The 20,678-nt window shown below is 70.1% G+C and carries 17 protein-coding genes and 1 riboswitch; of the genes, 7 read left to right on the top strand and 10 right to left on the bottom strand.

Annotated elements, in window-relative coordinates; genetic code table 11:
* Positions 1-279: 279 nt before the first annotated feature.
* The 7 genes from P3T39_RS01295 to P3T39_RS01265 form a co-directional block, all read right to left on the bottom strand.
* Positions 280-1,797 (bottom strand): PAS domain-containing sensor histidine kinase, encoded by a 1,518-nt coding sequence (locus P3T39_RS01295; RefSeq protein WP_280695342.1) that lies wholly within the window; start codon positions 1,795-1,797, stop codon positions 280-282.
* A gap of 452 nt (positions 1,798-2,249) precedes the next feature.
* Positions 2,250-3,308 (bottom strand): SIS domain-containing protein, encoded by a 1,059-nt coding sequence (locus tag P3T39_RS01290; RefSeq protein ID WP_280695341.1) that lies wholly within the window; start codon positions 3,306-3,308, stop codon positions 2,250-2,252.
* A 282-nt stretch (positions 3,309-3,590) separates the two neighbouring features.
* Positions 3,591-3,890 carry a hypothetical protein gene (locus P3T39_RS01285; RefSeq protein WP_280695339.1) on the bottom strand — a complete coding sequence of 100 codons (300 nt, stop codon included), beginning with the start codon at positions 3,888-3,890 and terminating at the stop codon, positions 3,591-3,593.
* Between the two features lie 59 nt (positions 3,891-3,949).
* Entirely contained in the window at positions 3,950-5,467 is a 1,518-nt protein-coding gene (locus tag P3T39_RS01280) for a glycoside hydrolase family 3 protein (RefSeq protein ID WP_280695338.1), read from the bottom strand.
* 8 nt (positions 5,468-5,475) lie between these two features.
* Positions 5,476-6,318, bottom strand: coding sequence for a carbohydrate ABC transporter permease (locus P3T39_RS01275; RefSeq protein WP_280695337.1), 843 nt, complete (start codon positions 6,316-6,318; stop codon positions 5,476-5,478).
* Positions 6,315-7,310: a sugar ABC transporter permease gene (locus P3T39_RS01270; RefSeq protein ID WP_280695336.1), complete on the bottom strand. Its 996-nt coding sequence runs from the start codon at positions 7,308-7,310 to the stop codon at positions 6,315-6,317. The genes P3T39_RS01275 and P3T39_RS01270 overlap by 4 nt, the downstream gene beginning before the upstream one ends.
* A 109-nt stretch (positions 7,311-7,419) precedes the next feature.
* The gene (locus tag P3T39_RS01265; RefSeq protein ID WP_280695335.1) at positions 7,420-8,703 is read right to left on the bottom strand and encodes an extracellular solute-binding protein; all 1,284 of its coding nucleotides are present in this window, start codon (positions 8,701-8,703) and stop codon (positions 7,420-7,422) included.
* A gap of 332 nt (positions 8,704-9,035) precedes the next feature.
* Here P3T39_RS01265 and P3T39_RS01260 point away from each other — a divergent pair, with 332 nt between their 5' ends.
* The 4 genes from P3T39_RS01260 (at position 9,036) to P3T39_RS01245 (ending at position 12,987) form a co-directional block, all read left to right on the top strand.
* The gene (locus P3T39_RS01260; protein WP_280695334.1) at positions 9,036-9,827 is read left to right on the top strand and encodes a GntR family transcriptional regulator; all 792 of its coding nucleotides are present in this window, start codon (positions 9,036-9,038) and stop codon (positions 9,825-9,827) included.
* Between the two features lie 317 nt (positions 9,828-10,144).
* Positions 10,145-10,438, top strand: a complete 294-nt coding sequence (locus P3T39_RS01255) for a DUF3311 domain-containing protein (protein WP_280695333.1) — start codon at positions 10,145-10,147, stop codon at positions 10,436-10,438.
* Positions 10,435-12,066, top strand: coding sequence for a sodium:solute symporter (locus P3T39_RS01250; protein ID WP_280695332.1), 1,632 nt, complete (start codon positions 10,435-10,437; stop codon positions 12,064-12,066). Before P3T39_RS01255 ends, P3T39_RS01250 begins: the two co-directional genes overlap by 4 nt.
* A 177-nt stretch (positions 12,067-12,243) precedes the next feature.
* The gene (locus P3T39_RS01245; RefSeq protein ID WP_280695330.1) at positions 12,244-12,987 is read left to right on the top strand and encodes a histidine phosphatase family protein; all 744 of its coding nucleotides are present in this window, start codon (positions 12,244-12,246) and stop codon (positions 12,985-12,987) included.
* A 42-nt stretch (positions 12,988-13,029) separates the two neighbouring features.
* On the opposite strand, the gene P3T39_RS01240 is transcribed toward P3T39_RS01245, so the two are convergent.
* The gene (locus tag P3T39_RS01240; RefSeq protein ID WP_280695328.1) at positions 13,030-14,007 is read right to left on the bottom strand and encodes a helix-turn-helix domain-containing protein; all 978 of its coding nucleotides are present in this window, start codon (positions 14,005-14,007) and stop codon (positions 13,030-13,032) included.
* A 334-nt stretch (positions 14,008-14,341) separates the two neighbouring features.
* Between P3T39_RS01240 and P3T39_RS01235 the strand changes: the two genes are divergently transcribed.
* From P3T39_RS01235 to P3T39_RS01225, 3 genes are all read left to right on the top strand, one after another.
* Positions 14,342-14,836: an N-acetyltransferase gene (locus P3T39_RS01235; RefSeq protein ID WP_280695327.1), complete on the top strand. Its 495-nt coding sequence runs from the start codon at positions 14,342-14,344 to the stop codon at positions 14,834-14,836.
* Positions 14,837-14,907: 71 nt separating this feature from the next.
* A riboswitch (cobalamin riboswitch) is annotated at positions 14,908-15,048 on the top strand.
* 107 nt (positions 15,049-15,155) lie between these two features.
* A complete protein-coding gene (locus P3T39_RS01230; RefSeq protein ID WP_280695326.1) occupies positions 15,156-17,630 on the top strand; it encodes a ribonucleoside-diphosphate reductase subunit alpha in 2,475 nt (824 codons plus the stop codon).
* A 20-nt stretch (positions 17,631-17,650) separates the two neighbouring features.
* The gene (locus tag P3T39_RS01225; RefSeq protein ID WP_280695413.1) at positions 17,651-18,646 is read left to right on the top strand and encodes a ribonucleotide-diphosphate reductase subunit beta; all 996 of its coding nucleotides are present in this window, start codon (positions 17,651-17,653) and stop codon (positions 18,644-18,646) included.
* 73 nt (positions 18,647-18,719) lie between these two features.
* On the opposite strand, the gene def is transcribed toward P3T39_RS01225, so the two are convergent.
* Positions 18,720-19,349 (bottom strand): peptide deformylase, encoded by a 630-nt coding sequence (gene def / locus P3T39_RS01220; RefSeq protein WP_280695325.1) that lies wholly within the window; start codon positions 19,347-19,349, stop codon positions 18,720-18,722.
* Positions 19,350-19,484: 135 nt separating this feature from the next.
* Entirely contained in the window at positions 19,485-20,465 is a 981-nt protein-coding gene (locus P3T39_RS01215; protein ID WP_280695324.1) for a hypothetical protein, read from the bottom strand.
* Positions 20,466-20,678 lie beyond the last annotated feature (213 nt).

Below are 20,678 nucleotides of genomic sequence, written 5' to 3'. Positions count from 1 at the left end.
TCGGCGAGACCCGGACCACGCCGAGCGGCCAGGCCACTTGCTACTGCTCACTTAGAGCAATACTGTGGACCTGAGCCGCTCACCGTGTGCAACACACGGGCCCGGCGTCGCACCACCAAAGAGCCCCCGTTCCGGCCGACTCCCCCCGACGGCCGGAACGGGTTGAGAGGCCCTGTCGACCCACCCCCCCGGTCGACAGGGCCTCGTTTCTCTTTTCTGACCCCTCGCTCGCCACCGGGCACTCTGAGCCGGTGCCGACGCTCCTCGGCTCGCGAGGAGCTAGCGAACCGGGATCTCCAGGATCACCTTCGTGCCGCCGTCCGGTGCGGCGACCATGTCGAAGGTGCCACCCAGCTCATTGGTGCAGAGCGTACGGACGATCTGCAGACCCAGGTTGCCCGCCTGCTGCGGGTCGAAGCCCTCGGGCATGCCCTTGCCGTCGTCCTGCACCGTGATCAGCAGGTACTCGGCCGGCTTCGCACCGCCGTTCCAGCTGTCCGACCAGCCCTTGCCGCTGGCGGGTGCCCGGCCGCGCAACGCGCTGACCTCCAGGTTTCCCTCGGACTTCGTGCCGAAGGCGTGCTCGAGGGCGTTCTGCAGCAGTTCGGTGAGCACCATCGCCAGCGGAGTGGCGACCTCGGCGGAGAGGATGCCGAAACTGCCGGTGCGCCTGGTCGCCACCCTGCCGTCCTGGGACAGCTCCTTGACCATCGCGAGCACCCGGTCGGCGATCTCGTCGAAGGCCACCTTCTCGTCCAGGGCCTGCGAGAGCGTCTCGTGCACGATGGCGATCGAGCCGACCCGGCGGACGGCCTCGTCCAGCGCGGCCCGCCCGGTCTCCGAGTCCATCCGGCGGGCCTGCAAGCGCAGCAGGGCCGCCACCGTCTGCAGGTTGTTCTTCACCCGGTGGTGGATCTCCCGGATGGTGGCGTCCTTGGTCATCAGCTCGCGGTCGCGGCGGCGCAGTTCGGTGACGTCGCGGCAGAGCACCAGCGAGCCGGTGAGCACCCCCTTGGGCTTCAGCGGGATGGCCCGCAGGGTGACCACTCCCCCCTGGACCTCGACCTCGGTCTGCCGGGGGGCCCAGCCGCTGGCCAGCTTGACCAGTGCCTCGTGCACCGCGCCGCGCGACGGAGGGACCAACTCGGCGGTGGTGGAGCCGAGATGACTGCCGACCAGGTCAGTGGTGAGCCCGAGACGGTGGTAGGCGGAGAGCGCGTTGGGGCTGGCGTAGGTGACGATGCCGTCGGCGTCCAGGCGGATCAGACCGTCGCCGACCCGGGGGGCGGCGTCCATATCGGTCTGCTCGGCGGGGTACGGAAACGTTCCTGCGGCGATCATCTGGGCCAGGTCGGAGGCGCTCTGCAGATAGGTGAGCTCCAGCCGGCTGGGCGTGCGGACGGTCAGCAGGTTGGTGTTGCGGGCGATCACCCCGAGTACCCGGCCCTCGCGCCGGACCGGGATCGACTCGACCCGTACCGGCACCTCCTCGCGCCACTCCGGATCGCCCTCGCGCACGATCCGCCCCTCGTCGAAGGCGGCGTCCAGCAGCGGGCGGCGGCCACGCGGGACCAGGTGGCCGACCATGTCGTCCTGGTAGGAGGTCGGCCCGGTGTTGGGGCGCATCTGGGCGACCGAGACGTACCGGATGCCGTCCCAGGTGGGGATCCAGAGCACCAGGTCGGCGAAGGAGAGGTCGGAGAGCAGCTGCCACTCCGAGACCAGCATGTGGAGCCATTCCACATCGGCACCGGTCAGCGTGGTGTGGCGGCGGACGAGTTCGTTCAGCGAGGGCACATTGTGAGCGTAACCGGAGGAGGCCGCACCGGCTCCGGCAACCACCCGCTCCAAGTTGTCCAGACCAATTTTGGGCCCTCCCTGGACAAGCCAGATTGGTCTAGTCCACAATGAAGAAGCACCAAGGAGCCGCCCCCGCGCAACTGCCCTGACCGCGCGAGGCAGCTCCTCGGTCGGACGCCGACGCCCGAGGGCCCCGCACAGCCATCGGTCGGCACAGGCGCCCGACGACAGCTCCGGGCTGCGGTGCCGCACGGGTTGAGGGTCCTGTGTCGGCGCCGTGGCCCGTAGTGCTTTTATGCCGTCCGGCACATCGGGCAACTGGGTGCCCCGACAGGGGCGCAGGTGATCTCGGTGCCCACCGACGACCCCCGTGCCCCTTGTCGGGGTGCCCGGGTGTGGGGATGCCCCCGGCTGTCCTCTGGACGGCCGGGGGCATCCTGGCGTCTGCGTCAGTGGGTCTCGGTGACCTTGGCGAGCGCGCGGGGGGCGTCCGGGTCCTGGCCGCGGGCGATGGTGACCTCGTACGCCAGCAGCTGGAGCGGGAGGATCTCCAGGATCGGCTGGACCTCCTCGGGCACCCCGGCGGGCAGGGCGAAGCCTGCGGAGGCGGCCTCCACCTGGTCCCGCTGGCCGACGACCACCAGGTCCGCGCCACGGCCGCGCAGTCGGTCCAGGACCGGCTGCAGGGCCTCGCCGCCCTTGCCGTCCGGGACGATCGCGATGACCGGGGAGACGTTGTCCACCATGGCCAGCGGGCCGTGCAGCAGGTCGGCGCCGGAGAACGGGGAGGCCGGGATGTAGGTGGTCTCCATCAGCTTCAGCGCCGCCTCGCGGGCGGTGGGGTAGCCGTAGCCGCGCGAGGTGATGACCAGGCGCTGGGCGAAACGGTAGCGCTCGGCCAGGGCCTTCACCTCGCTCTGGCGGGCCAGGATCTGTGCGGCCAGCTCGGGCAGCACCTTGGCGGCCGCACCGTCGCTGCCGCGCAGGCCCTCGATCAGCAGGTAGAGGGCGAGCAGCTCGGCGGTGTAGGTCTTGGTGGCCGGCAGAGCCTTCTCCGGGCCCGCCAGGACGTCGATGTGGAACTCGGAGACCTCGGCCAGCGGCGAGTCGGCGTTGTTGGTGACGGCCAGCGTGATCGCACCGGCCTCGCGGGCGGCCTTGGTGGAGGCCACCAGGTCGGGCGAGCCGCCGGACTGGCTGACGGTGATGACCAGCACGTCGGTGAGGTCCGGCTTGGCGCCGTACGCCGTGGTGGTGGACATCGAGGTGAGGCCGGCCGGCTTGCCCAGCAGTACCTCGATCAGGTACTTCGCATACAGCGCCGCGTTGTCGGACGTGCCGCGCGCCGTCAGCAGGACGAAGCGCGGGTTGCGGGCGGCGATCTGGGACGCGATCTCGCGGATCTTCGGGGCGCCCTCGTCGAGGATGCGCTGCAGGACGGCCGGCTGCTCGGCCATCTCCGCCGCCATGATCCGGCCGGGGACGGAAGTGGTCTGCGGGTCGGACATCTGAATGTGCCTCCGATGAGATGGTGATACCCCGGTCGGACGGATGCCTGACGGGGACCTCTACGGCGGCGAGTCCGCACACTCGCTGCGGGCGCCGGTGGGATGGTCGGCGCCCTGTGACGATCCTACGGGGACAGCCCGGGTGGAGCACACCCGGTGCGCCGTCCGGACCGGGAACGGCGCACCGGGGCCGGTCTCGGGACGGGTTGTTGATCAGCTTGTCGATCACCGCGTCCGCGTCCTTGGTCGCGGCGTCCACCGCCTTGCCGCCCGGGATGCCGTTCAGCATGTCGACCAGCACGTTCTGCTTCTCGACCGCACTCCAGCCGGGCGCCGGCAGGGTGAACCAGGCATCCGGCACGGCGTTGGCGGCGGCCGTGGTGGGCTGGTCTTCGGCGGCTCCAGCTGGGTCAGGTTGTTCGGGAGGGTGCCCTTGTCGGCGAGGGTCTGCTCGGACCCGGTGCTGGTGACCATCCGGATCCAGTCCTTGGCCGGCTCGGCGACGGGCGACTCGGCGGTCACCGCCAGGTCCGAGCCGCCGATGAAGGAGGGCAGCGGCTTGCCGTTCGGGAACATGGTCACAAAAGGCCCGGGGCCCGCCGGAGTTGACTCTCCAGCGGGCCCCGGGCCATGAGCGCGACTCAGACCTGTTGCCCGGTCAGCACCTCGACGGCGGCCAGTCCGCAGACCCTGGCCGCGCCATGGGTGGCGACGTGCAGCGCCCCGACCGGGACGGCCTGCGGTACACCCATCTCGACCACCAGGGCGTCCGGACGGGCCGTCACCAGCCGGTCCAGGGCCGCGGACATCCAGGTGTGCCGATGGGCGTCCCTGACCACCAGGACGAGGCGGCGGCCGGCTGCCCCGGCGAGCACCCCGGCCTCCACCTCGTCCAGCTCGATGTCCGGGCCGAACCTCGCGGTTCGCGTCCCGGGGAAGCGGGCCGCCAGCATCCCGGCCACGCCCCACGGCGTTTCGTCGCCCACCGCGATGTTCGCCTGCGGGGAGAACGAGGCCACGTACGGGCGCTCGGTCACCGGGGCGACGGCCGCACCCGGCGCCCGGACCACGCGCAGTGCCCGGCGGGCGGCCCGCAGGCCGATCGCCAGGTCCGGCTCGGCCAGTTCGCCCTGGGCCTCGATCCGGGCCCAGTTGCCGAGACCGCGGACCCGCTGGGCCGCGTCGGCCAGGCGCTCCTCGCTCAGCCGGCGGGCGCGGACCGCCTCCACGATGGCGTCGCGCAGGTGCAGCACCGTCTCCTCGTCGGCCAGACCGCCGCCGACACAGATCGCGTCGGCTCCGGCGATCAGGGCCAGGACGGTGCCCTCGCCGGTGCCGTAGGTGTCGGCGATCGCGCCCATCTCGATGCCGTCGGTGACGATCAGGCCCTGGTACCCCAGCGAGCCGCGCAGCAGGTCGCTGAGCACGGCCCGGCTGAGGGTGGCGGGCAACGTCGGGTCCAGCGCCGGGATCATGATGTGAGCGGTCATCACGGCCTTGGCGCCGGCCTCGATCGCGGCCATGAACGGGACCAGGTCGCGCGAGCGCAGCAGGTCCACGTCCACGTCCACCACGGGCAGGCCGAGGTGGGAGTCCACGGCGGTGTCACCGTGGCCGGGGAAGTGCTTGGCACAGGCGGCCACACCGACCGACTGCAGGCCCTCCACCCAGGCCGCGGTGTGCCGGGCGCACAGCCCGGGGTCGGCGCCGAAGGAGCGGACCCCGATCACCGGATTGCGCGGGTTGGAGTTGACGTCGGCCGAGGGCGCCCAGTTGTAGTTGACGCCGCAGGCGGCCAGCGCCCGGCCGAGCTCACGGGCGACATCGCGGGTCAGTGCCGGATCGTCGATCGCGCCGAGGGCGAGGTTGCCCGGCCAGGAGGACCCCGAGCCGGCCTCCAGACGGGTGACGTCGCCGCCCTCCTCGTCGATGGCGACCAGCACGTCCGGGTTCTCCGAGCGCAGCGCCGCGGTGAGCGCGGCCAGCTGCTCCGGGTCGGTGACGTTCCGTCCGAACAGGGCGACCGAGCCGAGACCGGCCGCCAGGTGGCGGCGCAGCCACTCGGGCGGAGCGGTGCCGACGAAGCCCGGCTGAAGGACCGTCAGGGCGTCGCGGTGCAGCTGGTCGCTGTCCGCGACCGCCGGAACGAGAATACTCACGGCTCGGGTCACCCCTTCACGGCACCGGCCGTTAGGCCGGAGGCGATACGGCGCTGGACCAGCAGGAAGAAGATCACCACGGGGATCGCCATCATGGTCGAGCCGGCCATCATCGGCGCGTACTCGGTGCCACGGGTGGTGGTGAAGTTGCCGAGCCAGACGGTGGCGGTGGTGTTCTGCTGACTGAGCAGCTGGAGGGCGTACAGGTACTCGTTCCACGCCTGGATGAAGCCGTAGATCGCGGTGGCGACCAGGCCGGGCGCGAGCAGCGGGAAGACCACGCGGACGAAGGCCCCGGTACGGGTACAGCCGTCGACCATCGCGGACTCCTCCAGCTCCTTGGGGATGTTCACGATGAAGCCACGCAGGGTCCACACCGTGAAGGGGAGCACGAAGGTCAGGTAGGTCAGGATGATGCCGGTCAGCTTGTTGTACTGGCCGAGGTCGTTGAGCAGCAGGAAGACCGGGATGATCATCGCGACCAGCGGCACCATCTGCACCGTCAGAATGCCCACGATGACCACCTTGCGGCCGCGGAAGGCGAAGCGCGAGATCGCCAGCGCGGCCAGCAGGCCGACCACCAGGCCGATGCCCACGGTGGAGCCCGCGATGATCAGGCTGCGGGTGACCGGGCCCCAGAAGTCGGAGATCTGCAGCGCCCGGTGGAAGTTCTCCAGCGACAGCGGGAAGGGCAGGAACTTCGGCGTCGGCGAGATGGAGTCCTTGGCCGGCTTCAGCGCGGTGTTGATCATCCAGTACACCGGGAAGCCCATGACCGCGGCGACCAGCAGGCCGATCAGGTTGTAGACCGCGCGGCCCTTGGGACGCGGCTGCTTCACTTCGGTCGTCACTCGACCTCTCCGATCTTCAGCATCTGCCGCATGTACACGGCGATCACGCCGAGCAGCAGCAGCACGGTGAGCAGGGCGATGGCCGAACCCATGGAGTAGTCGTTGACCACGAACGCCTTGTCGTACGAGTACGTGGTGAGCAGCTGGTACTCGGGCTCGGGGTGACCGCCGCGCATCAGGAAGACCTGGGGGAAGACGCCCATGTCCCAGATGACCGAGAGGGTGGCCAGCATGACGATGATGGGCTTGAGCACCGGCAGGGTGACGTAGCGGAAGACCTTGACGGCTCCGGCGCCGTCCATCCGCGCGGCCTCCTCCAGCTCCTTGGGCACCTGGGTGAGACCTGCGTGCAGGGTGATCGCGACGAACGGCACGGCGCCCCAGACCACCAGCGCCATGATGATGGTGAAGCCCTGGGTGGAGTCGATGAACCAGTTGTGGCGGTCGAAGTCCAGGCCCGGGATACGGCTCAGCAGCCAGTTGACGACGCCGTAGTCGGAGTCGAACATCCACTTGAAGACGGTGACGGCGACCACGATCGGCATCGCCCAGCTCGCCACCAGGGCGACGTTGATGAGCGTCTTCACCCAGCCGGAGACCCGCATCAGCAGCATCGCGAGGGCCATGCCGATCACCATGGTGAACACGACCGCGCCGACGGCGAAGAGGATGGTGCGCACCACGACGTCCCAGAAGACGCTGTCGCCGAGCACGGTGGTGAAGTTCTGGAAGCCGACCCACTCGGTGGGCTGGAAGCCCCAGAGCTGGGACTGGCCGAACTTCTGGAAGGAGAGGGTGGCCAGGCGCACCAGCGGGTAGCCGAGGACCACGGCCAGGACGACCAGGGTCGGCGCGAGCAGCAGCCAGGGCGCGGCCTGACCCGAGAACCGGCCGCTCTTCCTCGCCGGGCGCTCGGCTCTGGGAGCCGGCGCCCCCGTGGATGACGAGGGCCGCTGCGGCGGCACCTTCACGGTGGATGTCTCGGCACTCATCACGTGCTCCTCAGCTACGCCTGGCGCTTGCAGGTTCTCAAGTGGCCTCACGGCCTGGGCCCGCCGGCCCCCTCGGCGTGGAGGGGACCGGCGGGCTGCCGACCGTCCGTCAGGCGTTGTTGATGACGGCGTCGATGGCCGTGTCGGCGTCCTTCGCAGCGGCCTCGACGGTCTTCTTGCCCTGGGCGATGTCCTGCAGGGCGTTCTGCAGGATGTTCGCCTTCTCGACCTGCAGCCAGCCCGGCGCGGTCGGGACGAACCAGCTGAGCTCGGCGGCCTCGGCCGAGGCGCCGACCTTCGGGTCGCTCTTCAGCGGGGCCAGCTGGGTCTTGTTGTTCGGCAGGTTGCCTGCCTTGACCAGGGCGTCCTGGGCCTTGGAGTTGGTGAAGAAGTTGATCCACTCCGAGGCGACGTCCTTGGCCTTCGACTTGACCGGGACGGCCAGGTCGGAGCCGCCGAGGAAGGTGCTCAGGTTCTTGCCGGACGGGCCGGGCATCACGAAGGAGACCAGGTTGTCCTTCAGCTTGCCGCCGGTCTTGTCGAACTTCGGGTCGGCGGCGGAGCCGCCCTCCCAGCCGGCGCCGTAGATCATGCCGGACTGGCCCAGGCCGTAGACGATGTAGCGGTCGGCGTCGTCCTTGGTCAGGTCGCCCTTCATGTACTTGCCGAGGGCGTCCTTCCAGGCGGTCAGGCCCTTGATCGCCTCCGGGCTCTCCAGGCTGGCCTTCCACTTGCCGCCGTCCTGCGTGGCGATCGAGCCGCCGGCGTCGGCCACGAAGGACATCGCGGTGTACCAGTCGCGCGACGGCTGGTACCAGGCGGAGAACTTGTCGCCCTGCTTGGCCTGGATCTTGTCCAGGTCGGCGGTCAGCTCGGCGTAGGTCTTCGGGGTGGCGGTCACGCCGGCGTCGGCGGCGACGTCCTTGCGCCAGGTCGCGACGCGGGCACCGGCGTAGTACGGCACGCCGAAGACCTTGTCGTTGTAGGTGACCGAGGCCTTGAGGCCGTCCAGCCAGGCACCGCTGTTCTCGAACTTCGAGGTGTCCAGCGGAGCCAGCGCACCCTTGATCATGTAGGGCAGCATCTCGGTGTTGCCCATCTCGACCACGTCCGGCACCTGGTTGGTGGCGAGAACCGAGTCCAGCTTCGGGTTCTTGTCCTTCCACCCGTAGTACTCGTGGTTGATCTTGATGCCCGGGTACTTGGCGGTCAGCTGGTCGTCGGCGGACTTGACCAGATCAGGCCAGTTCTGCTGGGCGTCGACGGTGAGCCAGACGGTGAGGCTGGTGGGGGCAGCGCTGTTGCCACCGTCCGTCTTGGCGTCCGAACCACAAGCCGCGAGGCCGACGGCCATAGCTGCGACGCCGACCGCCGCGATGAGCTGACGCTTCACGCCATCCTCCTGAGGGATGCCCGGGTGCCCCCACGGTGGCAGCGACAGACCGGCATATATCGGCAGGAACTGGTGTCGCAAACCCATGGGACGGGGTTTGGAATTCATGGGTGGTCTGCAGTGGTGTAGACCAGATGCCTGGAGCTTGGCCTAGACCAATGGGCGTGTCAACGGTAGCCGGAGCAATCCGGACCACCCGTTATCAAGCCGACACCGCCCATCGTTCATCGTGTGATGAGGTCCCCGTTGACAGGACATACGTGCAACGATGTGTGCCGTTAACGAGGCGGCAGGGTCAGGGACGACCCCGCGAGTAGCAGGAGAGACGGCCGATGACCAGCGACGGGGGCAGCACTGCCCAGGTGAACAACCCCCAGGCGAAGAGCCTGCCGACGCAGGTAGCGGCCGACCCGACCGCCCGCGTCCCCAAGTACTACGGCCTGAAGCGCCACCTGCTCCAGCTCACCGAGACCCAGCCGGCCGGCACCCCGGTCCCGCCGGAGCGGGCGCTCGCGGCACAGTTCGACACCTCCCGCACCACCGTGCGCCAGGCCCTCCAGGAGCTGGTGGTCGAGGGCCGCCTGGAGCGCATCCAGGGCAAGGGCACCTTCGTCGCCAAGCCCAAGGTCGCCCAGGCGCTCCAACTCACCTCCTACACCGAGGACATGCGGGCCCAGGGCCTGGAGCCGACCTCCCGGCTGATCGAGATCGGCTACATCGGCGCGGACGAGCACCTCGCCCCACTGCTGGACATCAAGCCCGGCAGCCGGGTGCTGCGGATCGAACGCCTGCGCCTGGCCAACGGCGACCCGATGGCGATCGAGGTGGCCCACCTGTCCGCCAAGCGGTTCCCCGCCCTGCGGCGCAACCTGGCCAAGCACACCTCTCTCTACACGGCGCTGCGCGAGGTGTACGGGGTCACGGTGGCCGAGGCCGAGGAGACCATCGAGACCACCCTGGCCAACCCGCGCGAGGCCGGACTGCTCGGCTCCGACCTGGGCCTGCCGATGCTCCAGCTCTCCCGTCACTCCTTCGACGCCGACGGTGCCCCGGTCGAGTGGGTCCGCTCCATCTACCGCGGCGACCGCTACAAGTTCATCACCCGCCTCAAGCGCCCGGCATAGCACCGGGGGCGTGGGGCACCCGGTCCGCCCGGGCCACCCAGGGGCGCGGGGCCCCGAGGCACTGCATGGCTGGCGCACGGTTCCCCAGCGAGGCGGTGCACAGCCGGCGCACAGCTTCCCGTGGCTCGACTTGACGAGGTATCCGGTTGTGCGTCCGATATCCGGGATCTTCGGTCCGGGGTAGTGACACAGGTCACTCCAGGGCCTAGATTTCGCTGCCGTACTGACTGCCGATCACCGCAGGTGCTGCTCGGCGGGCGCACGTCCCCCGTGCGCTGCGGCGCCGACGAGGTGAGCCCTCATCAGCCGGAGCACACATGTCGTCGTCCGAAGCCTCCAAGCCCGATACCGGCGCATCCCCGGGTACCGTCCCGGTCGTCACCCCCGAGCGGGTGCTGGCCGGGATCTCCCTGCTCGTCCCGATCGTCGCGATGCTCTGGGTCTCCTCGTACGCCAAGGTGGCCCCCGAGGCCGGCGGGATGCCGTTCTTCTACTGGTACCAGCTGCTCTGGGTGCCCGTCTCGGCCGTCTTCACGGTCGCGGCCTACCTGCTGCTCCAGCGCGACGAGAAGGCCCGCAGGGCGGCCGTGCAGGACGGTGGGCAGGCATGAGCCACGGTGTGAACGTCCCCGCTCTGACGATCTTCATTCTGTTCTTCGTCCTGGTCACCGTGATGGGCTTCCTGGCCTCGCGCTGGCGCCGGGCGGACAACGCCCAGCACCTGGACGAGTGGGGCCTGGGCGGCCGCAGCTTCGGCACCTGGGTGACCTGGTTCCTGCTCGGCGGCGACCTGTACACCGCGTACACCTTCGTCGCCGTCCCCGCGCTGATCTACGGCGTGGGCGCGGCGGGCTTCTTCGCGGTGCCGTACACGATCATCGCGTACCCGCTGGTCTTCCTCTTCCTGCCCCGGCTCTGGTCGGTCTCCCGGGTGCACGGCTATGTGACCCCGGCGGACTTCGTGCGCGGCCGGTACGGCTCCAAGGGGCTGTCGCTGGCGGTGGCGCTGACCGGGATCCTGGCCACCATGCCGTACATCGCGCTCCAACTGGTCGGCATCCAGGCGGTGCTGGACGTGCTGGGTGTGGGCGGTGGCGCCGACAGCAACTGGTTCGTCAAGGACCTGCCGCTCTTCGTGGCCTTCGCGGTGCTCGCCGCCTACACCTACTCCTCGGGCCTGCGGGCCCCGGCGCTGATCGCGTTCGTCAAGGACACCCTGGTCTACATCGTGATCATCGTCGCGGTGATCTACATCCCGATGCGGCTGGGCGGCTACGGGCACATCTTCGACTCGGCGGCGCACAAGTTCTCCACCGTCAACCCGGCCACCGGCAAACCGGCCGGCTCGCTGGTGACGGGCGAGAACGCCCAGTGGACGTTTGCCACGCTGGCGCTCGGCTCGGCGATGGCGCTGTTCATGTACCCGCACTCGGTGACGGGGGTGCTGGCCTCCAAGTCCCGCAACACGGTGCGCCGCAACATGGCGATCATGCCCGCGTACTCGCTGATGCTGGGGCTGCTGGCGCTGCTCGGCTTCATGGCGATCGCGGCGGGCGTCGGCAAGGGCGTCAAGGGCTACAACGCACAGCTCGCGGTGCCGCAGCTGTTCGCCGACATGTTCCCTGACTGGTTCACCGGTGTCGCCTTCGCGGCGATCGGCATCGGCGCGCTCGTCCCGGCGGCGATCATGTCGATCGCGGCGGCCAACCTGTTCACCCGCAACGTCTACAAGGAGTTCCTGAAGCCGGACGCGACGGCCGCGCAGGAGACCCAGGTCGCCAAATTCGCCTCACTGCTGGTGAAGGTCGGCGCGCTGGCCTTCGTCCTGCTGATGGACAAGCAGTTCGCGATCAACCTGCAGCTGCTCGGCGGCCTGTGGATCCTGCAGACCTTCGTCTCCATCGTCGGCGGGCTCTTCACCCGCTGGTTCCACCGCTGGGCACTGCTGGCCGGCTGGGCGGTCGGCATGGTGTACGGCACCTGGGAGGCGTACCAGGTCGCCTCCCCCGCCACCAAGCACTTCGGCGGCAGCTCGGCGGCGATCCCGGGCATCGGCGAGATCGGGTACATCGGCCTCACCGCCTTTGTGCTCAACCTGCTGGTGTCCGTGGTGCTGACCCTCGTCCTGCGGGCCGTCAAGGCCCCCGACGGCGTCGACGAGACCAGCCGGGCGGACTACAGCGCCGAGGCCGGGGACAAGGCCCTGGAGGACGCTCCGGAGCCCATGGCGGCGCACTGACCCCCGCGGGCGCATTCGTCGCCGACTCGTGCGCCCTGTGATCGCGCCGTCACCTCGGTCAACACTGGGGTGGCGGCGCGATCACAGGCGGCGCAATCACCCGGGGGCGCGACCATGGGAGTGCGCTTGGTCTGCGCGGCCCGCCCGAGTCACGGACACCAACGGGGAGAACCAGCCATGGCAGAGCTCACCAGCATCCTGAACGGACACCGCCTCGCAGCGCCCGGGCGGCCACTGCCCTCCGTCCTGATCGCCACCCGGCACGGCGAGAGCATCGCCAACGTCGAGTTCCAGCTCGCCGCCGAGACCGGGGCACTGACCGTCCCCATCACCAGCCGGGACGCCGACATACCGCTCTCCCCGCACGGCCGCAGCCAGGCCCACGACCTCGGCCGGTGGTGGGCCGGGCTGCCCGCGGCCGACCGCCCCCGGGCCGTCTGGTGCTCCCCGTACGTCCGCACCGCCGAGACCGCCAGGATCGCGCTCGCCCAGGCCGCCGGCATCGGCACGGTACCGGTCGGACTCCCCGTCCGGTACGACGAACGGCTGCGGGACAGAGAGCTCGGTGTCCTGGAGATGCTGACCGCGGCCGCGATCGAGAAGGAGCACCCCGCCGAGGCCGCCCGGCGGCGCAAGATGGGCGAGTTGTACTACCGGCCGCCCGGTGGCGAATCGCCCCTGGACGTCGCACTGCGGATGCGCGGCCTGCTGCGCGACCTCTGCGAGGAGGAGGCGGGCCGGCCGGTACTGGTGGTGGCCCACGACTGCACGGTGCTGATGCTCCGCTATGTGCTGGACCGGCTCACCGAGCCCCAGTTGCTGGAACTCCAGGCGGTACGCAACTGCTCGACCAGCCTCTGGCGCTCCCACTCCGGCCGACTCCACGCAGAACACTGGAACTCGGTCTCCCACCTGGCCTGACCGGTGCACCACCACGGCCTCGCGCCCCTGGTGGTACACCGATCAGACCCGGGCCGTCGGCTCGGAGCTCGGCCAACTGCCCGCGAAGGCCCGCCGGTACGCCTGCGGCGTGGTGCCCAGCCAGCGGCCGAAGTGGTGCCGGAGGGTGGCCGCGTTACCGAAGCCGCAGCGGGCGGCGACCGCGTCCACCGGCTCGTTGGTGCCCTCCAGCAGGCGCTGGGCCAGCAGCAGGCGCTGGTTGGTGAGCCAGCGGTGCGGGGTGGTACCGGTCTCCTGCTGGAAGCGGCGGGCGAAGGTGCGGGGTGACATATGGGCGCGGGCCGCCAGTTGATCGACCGTCAGCTCCCGGTCGAGGTGGCGCCGCAGCCAGTCGAGCAGGCCCCCGAGCGAGTCCGCGTCGCACACCGGCATCGGCCGGTCGACGAACTGCGCCTGGCCACCCTCCCGGTGCGGGGCGACCACCATCCGCCGGGCGATCGCCCTCGCCACCTCCGCGCCCTGCATCTTGCGGACCAGGTGCAGACATGCGTCGATCCCGGCGGCCGTCCCGGCGGAGGTGATCACCGGGTCCTCGTCCACGTAGAGCACATCGGGTTCGACGGTGGTGAGCGGGAAGCGCCGGGCCAGCTCCTCGGTGTGCTTCCAGTGCGTGGTTGAGCGGCGGCCGTCCAGCAGTCCGGCCGCACCGAGCAGAAAGCTGCCGCTGCAGATCGACAGTGCACGCGCCCCGCGCGCGACGGCGGCGCGCAGGACCTCCACCAGCTCGGACGGGTACTCGCTGCGCCGTCCGACCGCGGTGACCACCACCAGGTCCGCCTCGGCCAGCCGTTCGGGACCGTACGGGACGTCCAGGTCGAAGCCGGCGTGGGTGGCCAGCCGTCCGGGACGGTCGGCCGCGAGGGCGAAGTCGTACACCGGCAGGCCGTCCTCGGCCCGGTCGAGGCCGAAGATCTCGCTGGCCACGCCGAGTTCGAACGGATGGACCGGCTCCAGCACCACCGCGGCGACGTTCTTCAGCATGGCCCCCAGCATGCCGTTGGCAGGATTTCGATGCAATCGGCCTTCCCTGCCACTCGTGACGCCGGCCCGCTCGGACGAGGGTGGAGATCATGACCTCCGAGACCCTTGCGACCTCCCTCGGCCTGATCGGCTCCATCGGCGGCTTCGGCCTGCTCGGTTTCCTGATTGGCCGTGAACTGCCGAGCACCGGCGGCCCCGGCCGCGGCAGGCCCGATCACGGCGACGGGCCTGATGATCACCCCGGCCCCAACCACCCTGCGGCCCCGATTCTTCCCGACCGCCTGTACGGCACCCTGCCCGCCGCCTCCGCCCGCCCTTCGGGCACACTGTCCGGATGGACATACTCATCCGCCGCGCACTCGAAGAGGACCTCGAAGCCGCAGGTGAAGTCACTGTCGAGGCGTTCGTGGGCGATGGCCACACGCCCCCGGACAGCGGCTATGTCCAGCTCCTCCGCGACGCCGCCCGCCGCAACCAGGAGGCCGAACTCCTCGTCGCGGTCGACGCGCACAGCCAGGCGGTCCTCGGCTGTGTGACCCTCGCCGTCGGCGGCACCGAGTGGGCCGACATCGCCGCACCGCACGAGGGCGAGATCCGGATGCTCGCGGTCGGCTCGGCGGCCCGGGGGCGGGGCACGGGCGAGGCTCTGGTGCGCGCCACAGTGGCCCGCTGCCGCGAGCTCGGACTGGCCGGAATGGCCTTCTCGACCCGCCCGGCGATGGAGGCCGCCCACCGCATCTACGAGCGGGTCGGCTTCCGCCGGACCCCTGAACGGGACTGGGAACCTGCCCCCGGAATCGACCTCATGGTGTACTCCATCACCTTCTGACGGCCCCCACCGCGAAACCACGCGGGTAGCTCGGGCGCAACACGCGCCACTACATCTGGTGCCGCATCGACAGACCGCCACAACATGTATGCTCGCTCTCGCTGTCGAAGCAGGGGAACCCGGTGCGAATCCGGGACTGCCCCGCAGCGGTGAGCGGGCGGCTCCTCCAGTGCCCGCAAGTCCGATGACCTGCCGACGGTGTGCCACACGGCTTCCCCGCAGATGCCATGCAGCACCGCACCACGTCCGGGCCTCGCGGGTGGGCCGGGGGGGTCGACAAGCGCGCCGATGTCACGGCGTGCCGTACTCCCCTGCGCACATGGCGGTCCGGACCACCCTCGTCGCCCGCCGCCGCCAGGAGAGAAGCGCCTTGACCATCGCTGCCTCAGTTGCCCTGCCCTCTCAGGGTTCCGCCGCCACCCCCCAGACCGACCCCGGTGCGGCTCTGCTCCGGCTGCTCACCGACCGCAGCGTGGACCTCCCCCAGGTGGACCCCGGCCACGTCGCCGCCGCCGCGCTGCGCGGCCGCCACGCCGGTTCGGACTTCGCCGAGCTGCGCGGGCTGGCCGTGGAGGCCGCCGCGTCGATGATCGCCGAGGACCCCCAGTACTCGAAGCTGGCCGCCCGCCTGCTCGCCATGGAGATCGCCGACGAGGCGATCGGCCAGGGCGCCATCTCCTTCTCCGCCTCGATCGCGGTCGGCCACGCCGAGGGCCTGATCGGCGACGTCACCGCCGCCCTGGTCGCCAAGCACGCCGACGCCTTCGACGCCCTGATCGACCAGCAGGGCGACGACCGCTTCGAGTACTTCGGCCTGCGCACCGTGCAGTCCCGCTACCTGCTGCGCCACCCGATCACCCGCAAGGTCATCGAGACCCCGCAGCACTTCCTGCTCCGCGTCGCGGCCGGCCTGGCGGTCGGCGACAGCGAGCAGTCGGTCGCCGAGGTCGCCGAGCTCTACCGGCTGATGAGCCGCCTGGAGTACCTGACCTCCTCGCCGACGCTCTTCAACTCCGGCACCAAGCACCCGCAGATGTCCAGCTGCTACCTGCTGGACTCGCCGCTGGACAACCTGGACTCGATCTACTCGCGCTACGCCCAGATCGCCCGGCTCTCCAAGCACGCGGGCGGCATCGGCCTGTCCTACTCGCGGATCCGCTCGCGCGGCTCGCTGATCCGGGGCACCAACGGCAAGTCCAACGGCATCGTGCCGTTCCTGCGCACCCTGGACTCCTCGGTCGCCGCCGTCAACCAGGGCGGCCGCCGCAAGGGCGCGGCCTGCGTCTACCTGGAGACCTGGCACGCCGACATCGAGGAGTTCCTGGAGCTTCGCGACAACACCGGCGAGGAGGCGCGGCGTACCCACAACCTCAACCTGGCGCACTGGATCCCGGACGAGTTCATGCGCCGGGTCAACGCCAACGAGGACTGGTCGCTGTTCTCCCCCGCCGACGTCCCCGAGCTGGTGGACCTGTGGGGCGCCGAGTTCGACGCCGCCTACCGCAAGGCCGAGGCCGAGGGCAAGGCCGTCCGCACCATCCCGGCGCAGACCCTGTACGCCCGGATGATGCGCACCCTGGCGCAGACCGGCAACGGCTGGATGACCTTCAAGGACGCTTCCAACCGCGCCGCCAACCAGACCGCGCTGCCCGGCCGCACGGTGCACTCCTCCAACCTCTGCACCGAGATCCTGGAGGTCACCGACGACTCCGAGACGGCCGTCTGCAACCTCGGCTCGGTCAACCTCGGCGCCCACGTCGCCGCCGGTGCCACCGCGGCCGACCTGCTGGGCGCCATGGACTGGGAGCGGCTGGACGCCACCGTGCGCACCGCCGTGACCTTCCTGGACCGGGTCATCGACATCAACTTCTACCCGACCCCCGAGGCCGGCGCCTCCAACTCCCGCTGGCGCCCGGTGGGTCTGGGTGTGATGGGCCTCCAGGACGTCTTCTTCAAGCTCCGGCTCGACTTCGACTCCGCCGAGGCCAAGCAGCTCTCCACGCTGATCTCCGAGCGCATCATGCTCACCGCGTACGAGCGCTCCAGCGAACTGGCCGAGCAGTTCGGCCGCCACGAGGCGTACGAGGAGACCCGCGCCGCCCGTGGCGAGCTGCACATCGACCACTTCTTCACAGACAAGCACAGCGCCACCACCCCGCAGTGGACCGAGCGCTGGGACGCCCTGCGCGCCACCATCGCCCGTACCGGCCTGCGCAACTCGCTGCTGCTGGCCATCGCGCCCACCGCGACCATCGCCTCGATCGCCGGTGTGTACGAGTGCATCGAGCCGCAGGTCTCCAACCTGTTCAAGCGTGAGACCCTCTCCGGCGAGTTCCTCCAGGTCAACCCGTACCTGGTGCGGGAGTTGAAGGAGCTGGGCGTCTGGGACCAGCAGACCCGGGACTCGCTGCGCGACTCCAACGGCTCGGTCCAGGACCTGAACTGGCTGCCCGCCGAGGTCCGTTCGCTCTACCGCACCGCCTGGGAGCTGCCGCAGCGCGCGCTGATCGACCTGGCCGCCGCGCGGATGCCGTACATCGACCAGAGCCAGTCGCTGAACCTCTTCATGGCGGCGCCCACCATCGGCAAGCTCAGCTCGATGTACGCCTACGCCTGGAAGGTCGGTCTGAAGACCACCTACTACCTGCGTTCGCGCCCGGCCACCCGGATCGCCCAGGCCGCGACCCGCGCCACCGCCGTGAGTGTGCCTGTGCCCACCATGACCGCTGAGGAGCAGGCCGCCGCCATCGCCTGCTCCCTGGAGAACCCCGAGTCCTGCGAGGCTTGCCAGTGAGTGCCACTGATCGCCAGAAGATGCTGCTCGACCCCGGTTTCGAGCTGACGCTGCGCCCGATGCGCTACCCGTCGTTCTACGACCGGTACCGGGACGCCATCAAGAACACCTGGACCGTCGAGGAGGTGGACCTGCACTCCGACGTCGCCGACCTCGCCAAGCTGAGCGAGGGCGAGCGGCACATGATCGGCCGCCTGGTCGCCTTCTTCGCGACCGGTGACTCGATCGTCGCCAACAACGTGGTGCTGAGCCTCTACAAGCACATCAACTCCCCCGAGGCCCGGCTCTACCTGTCCCGGCAGCTGTTCGAGGAGGCCGTGCACGTCCAGTTCTATCTGACGCTGCTCGACACCTACCTGCCCGACCCGGACGACCGTGCGGCGGCCTTCGACGCGGTGGAGAACATCCCCTCCATCCACCAGAAGGCGCAGTTCTGCTTCAAGTACATGAACGCCGTCGACCACATCGACTCGCTGCAGAGCAAGGAGGACCGCCGCGCGTTCCTCCTGAACCTGATCTGCTTCGCGGCCTGTGTCGAGGGCCTGTTCTTCTACGGTGCCTTCGCCTACGTGTACTGGTTCCGCTCCCGCGGCCTGCTGCACGGCCTGGCCACCGGCACCAACTGGGTGTTCCGTGACGAGTCCATGCACATGGACTTCGCCTTCTCCGTCGTGGACACCGTCCGCGAGGAGGAGCCGGACCTCTTCGACGACCAGATGGCCAAGCAGGTCACCGAGATGCTGGAGGAGGCCGTCGAGGCCGAGCTCCAGTTCGCCCAGGACCTGTGCGGCGAGGGCCTGCCCGGCATGAACACCGCGTCGATGCGCGAGTACCTCCAGGCCGTCGCCGACCAGCGCCTGGCCCGCCTCGGCCTGCCGATCCGCTACGGCTCCACCAATCCCTTCGGTTTCATGGAGCTGCAGAACGTCCAGGAGCTGACCAACTTCTTCGAGCGCCGGGTCTCCGCCTACCAGGTCGCCGTCGAGGGCTCGGTCTCCTTCGACGACGACTTCTAGGCCGGACGCACACTCAGCACCTAATGCGCAGAGGCCGGTACGGGAGGTTCCCGTACCGGCCTCTGCCGTACCGTCAGCTGTTCGGGACGGTCGCGTACCTGGGGGTGCCCTCGGCCATCTGCTTCAGAGCGTCCTTGCGGTCGCGCTTGGAGAGCTTGTCGATGTACAGGAAGCCGTACAGGTGGTCGGTCTCGTGCTGGAGGCAGCGCGCGAAGAAGCCGGTGCCGTCGACCCGGACGGGGTTGCCGTCCTTGTCCTGGCCACGCACGGCGGCGTAGCCGGGGCGCGGCAGCTCGGCGTAGGCGGTGGGGACGGAGAGGCAGCCCTCCTGGCCGTCGTCCAGGACGCGCTTGCGGTCGGCCGGCCACTCCTCCAGCACCGGGTTGACGACGTGTCCGATATGGCGCACGCCCTCGTCGTCCGGGCAGTCGTAGACGAATACCTTGAGGTCGACGCCGATCTGATTGGCCGCCAGGCCGACGCCCTCGGCGGCGTACATCGAGGCGAACATGTCGTCGATCAGCGCGGAGAGTTCGGCGTCGAAGGCGGTGACGTCCTTGCACTCACGGTGCAGGACGGGGTTGCCGACCACGGTGATCGGGCGGGCCTCGGCCTTGGAGAGGTCCGGAACCTCGCCGATCACCTCGGTGACCTGGGGCTCCTCGTGCTCATGGTCGTGCTCGTGGTTGTGCTGGTCCGCCATCGTCGCTTCCGCTTCCGTGGATCACTTGGGGTTTACCGCTCAAGAGTACGGTGCCGTACTGCGCCCGGCTCCTTACTTTCCCGGCCCGGCGGACCCTTCCGGGCTTCCTCTCGACAGACCTCTTCGAGACTTCCCCTAACAGACCTCTTCGAGGTCGCGGTAGGCCCTGGTCCCGGGCGAGGCCGCGACCCAGCGGTCGAGCAGCCGGCGGACCAGGCCGGCCGGGGCCGCGATCCCGCACTCCCGCTCGGCGAGCCAGGACATTCCGCCGCTGCCGCTGAGGTGGCTGAGGTGGCCGGGGTGGGCGGCGTCTCCGTCGTCGTGCGGATCGTGGTGGTGGGTGTGCCCGTCGTCGGCGGCCATCCGGCTCTCCGAACAGGCCCGGCAGAGCAGCCGTACCGAGGACGTCCAGTCCTCGGCCGCGTACCCGGCATCGGCGACCAGCCGCTCCAGGGCGTCGCGGTCCCCGGCGGTGGCGGCCTGGAGCAGGACGACATAGGTCGGCACCGGTGAGGGCGCCCAGAGTTCGATCTCGTCGAAGACGGGGTACGCCACACCGTCGGTGACCCGCTCGCCGTGCGGGGCGCCGTCGTGCAGCACCACCTCGCCCCAACGGCGGCCCGAGGAGGGCAGCGGGATGGAGAGCACCTCGATTCTCGCCGGGTCGAGGCGTCTGCCCCAGACCACCTCGGACTCGCCCTCCGGGGAGAGCCGCACCGGTGTGGTGCCGAGGTCCAGCGTCACCGGGCTGTCCTGTGCGGCCCCGGCGGGAAGCCGGAGGCCGTACGCCTGCCAGGAGCGCCGGGCCAGCGGCCAGTCCTGCAGGGCGGTCGCGGTGATGCCGAGGTTCCACCAGTCGGGGGCGCCGTGCTCGCGGTCGAGCAGGGCGACGGCGCGCAGACCGGCGCTGCGCGCCTGGTCCCAGTCGCGGCGGAACTTGTGCAGCAGTGCGAGGTTGAACCAGGAGTCGGAGAGCCACGGCTCCAGGTCGGCCGCCATCACCAGCAGCGCCCCCGCGTCCTCGTATCGGCCGTCACCGATCAGGGTGAAGGCCCGGTCGGTCGTCTGCCGCCAGGTGGCCGACGGCCGGTGCCTTGCGCGGTGGAAGATCCTCACGTTCCGTCCCTGCCGTTGTCGTCCGCCAGTACCTGCCCGGAGGCCGGGTCACCCCGGGGCGGGGCCGGCGCCAAGTCCGGTACCTGCCACCGGGCCGGTGCGCCGGGCCGGATGCCGCAGTGGGAACGCCCCCGAAGGCCGGACGGCCCCGGTTCCGGTGTTCCACGCTACGACCGCATCCAACCACGGCAGCCTTGGACTGCGCTCCCCGCA

This window comes from Kitasatospora sp. GP82 (genome assembly GCF_029892105.1).
In the GTDB taxonomy this organism is placed as follows: Bacteria; Actinomycetota; Actinomycetes; order Streptomycetales; family Streptomycetaceae; genus Kitasatospora.
The sequence above is the reverse complement of the archived record's forward strand: the minus strand, read 5'-3'. Positions and strand labels throughout refer to the sequence as shown.

Bases quoted from the DNA above. Each gene is read 5' to 3' on its own strand.
- P3T39_RS01230 (WP_280695326.1), top strand. From the start codon at position 15,156: ATGGCGGTCCGGACCACCCTCGTCGCCCGCCGCCGCCAGGAGAGAAGC.
- P3T39_RS01225 (WP_280695413.1), top strand. From the start codon at position 17,651: ATGCTGCTCGACCCCGGTTTCGAGCTGACGCTGCGCCCGATGCGCTAC.
- P3T39_RS01240 (WP_280695328.1), bottom strand. From the start codon at position 14,007: ATGCTGAAGAACGTCGCCGCGGTGGTGCTGGAGCCGGTCCATCCGTTC.
- def (WP_280695325.1), bottom strand. From the start codon at position 19,349: ATGGCGGACCAGCACAACCACGAGCACGACCATGAGCACGAGGAGCCC.
- P3T39_RS01290 (WP_280695341.1), bottom strand. From the start codon at position 3,308: ATGTCCGACCCGCAGACCACTTCCGTCCCCGGCCGGATCATGGCGGCG.
- P3T39_RS01270 (WP_280695336.1), bottom strand. From the start codon at position 7,310: ATGAGTGCCGAGACATCCACCGTGAAGGTGCCGCCGCAGCGGCCCTCG.
- P3T39_RS01255 (WP_280695333.1), top strand. From the start codon at position 10,145: ATGTCGTCGTCCGAAGCCTCCAAGCCCGATACCGGCGCATCCCCGGGT.
- P3T39_RS01250 (WP_280695332.1), top strand. From the start codon at position 10,435: ATGAGCCACGGTGTGAACGTCCCCGCTCTGACGATCTTCATTCTGTTC.
- P3T39_RS01245 (WP_280695330.1), top strand. From the start codon at position 12,244: ATGGCAGAGCTCACCAGCATCCTGAACGGACACCGCCTCGCAGCGCCC.
- P3T39_RS01260 (WP_280695334.1), top strand. From the start codon at position 9,036: ATGACCAGCGACGGGGGCAGCACTGCCCAGGTGAACAACCCCCAGGCG.
- P3T39_RS01235 (WP_280695327.1), top strand. From the start codon at position 14,342: ATGGACATACTCATCCGCCGCGCACTCGAAGAGGACCTCGAAGCCGCA.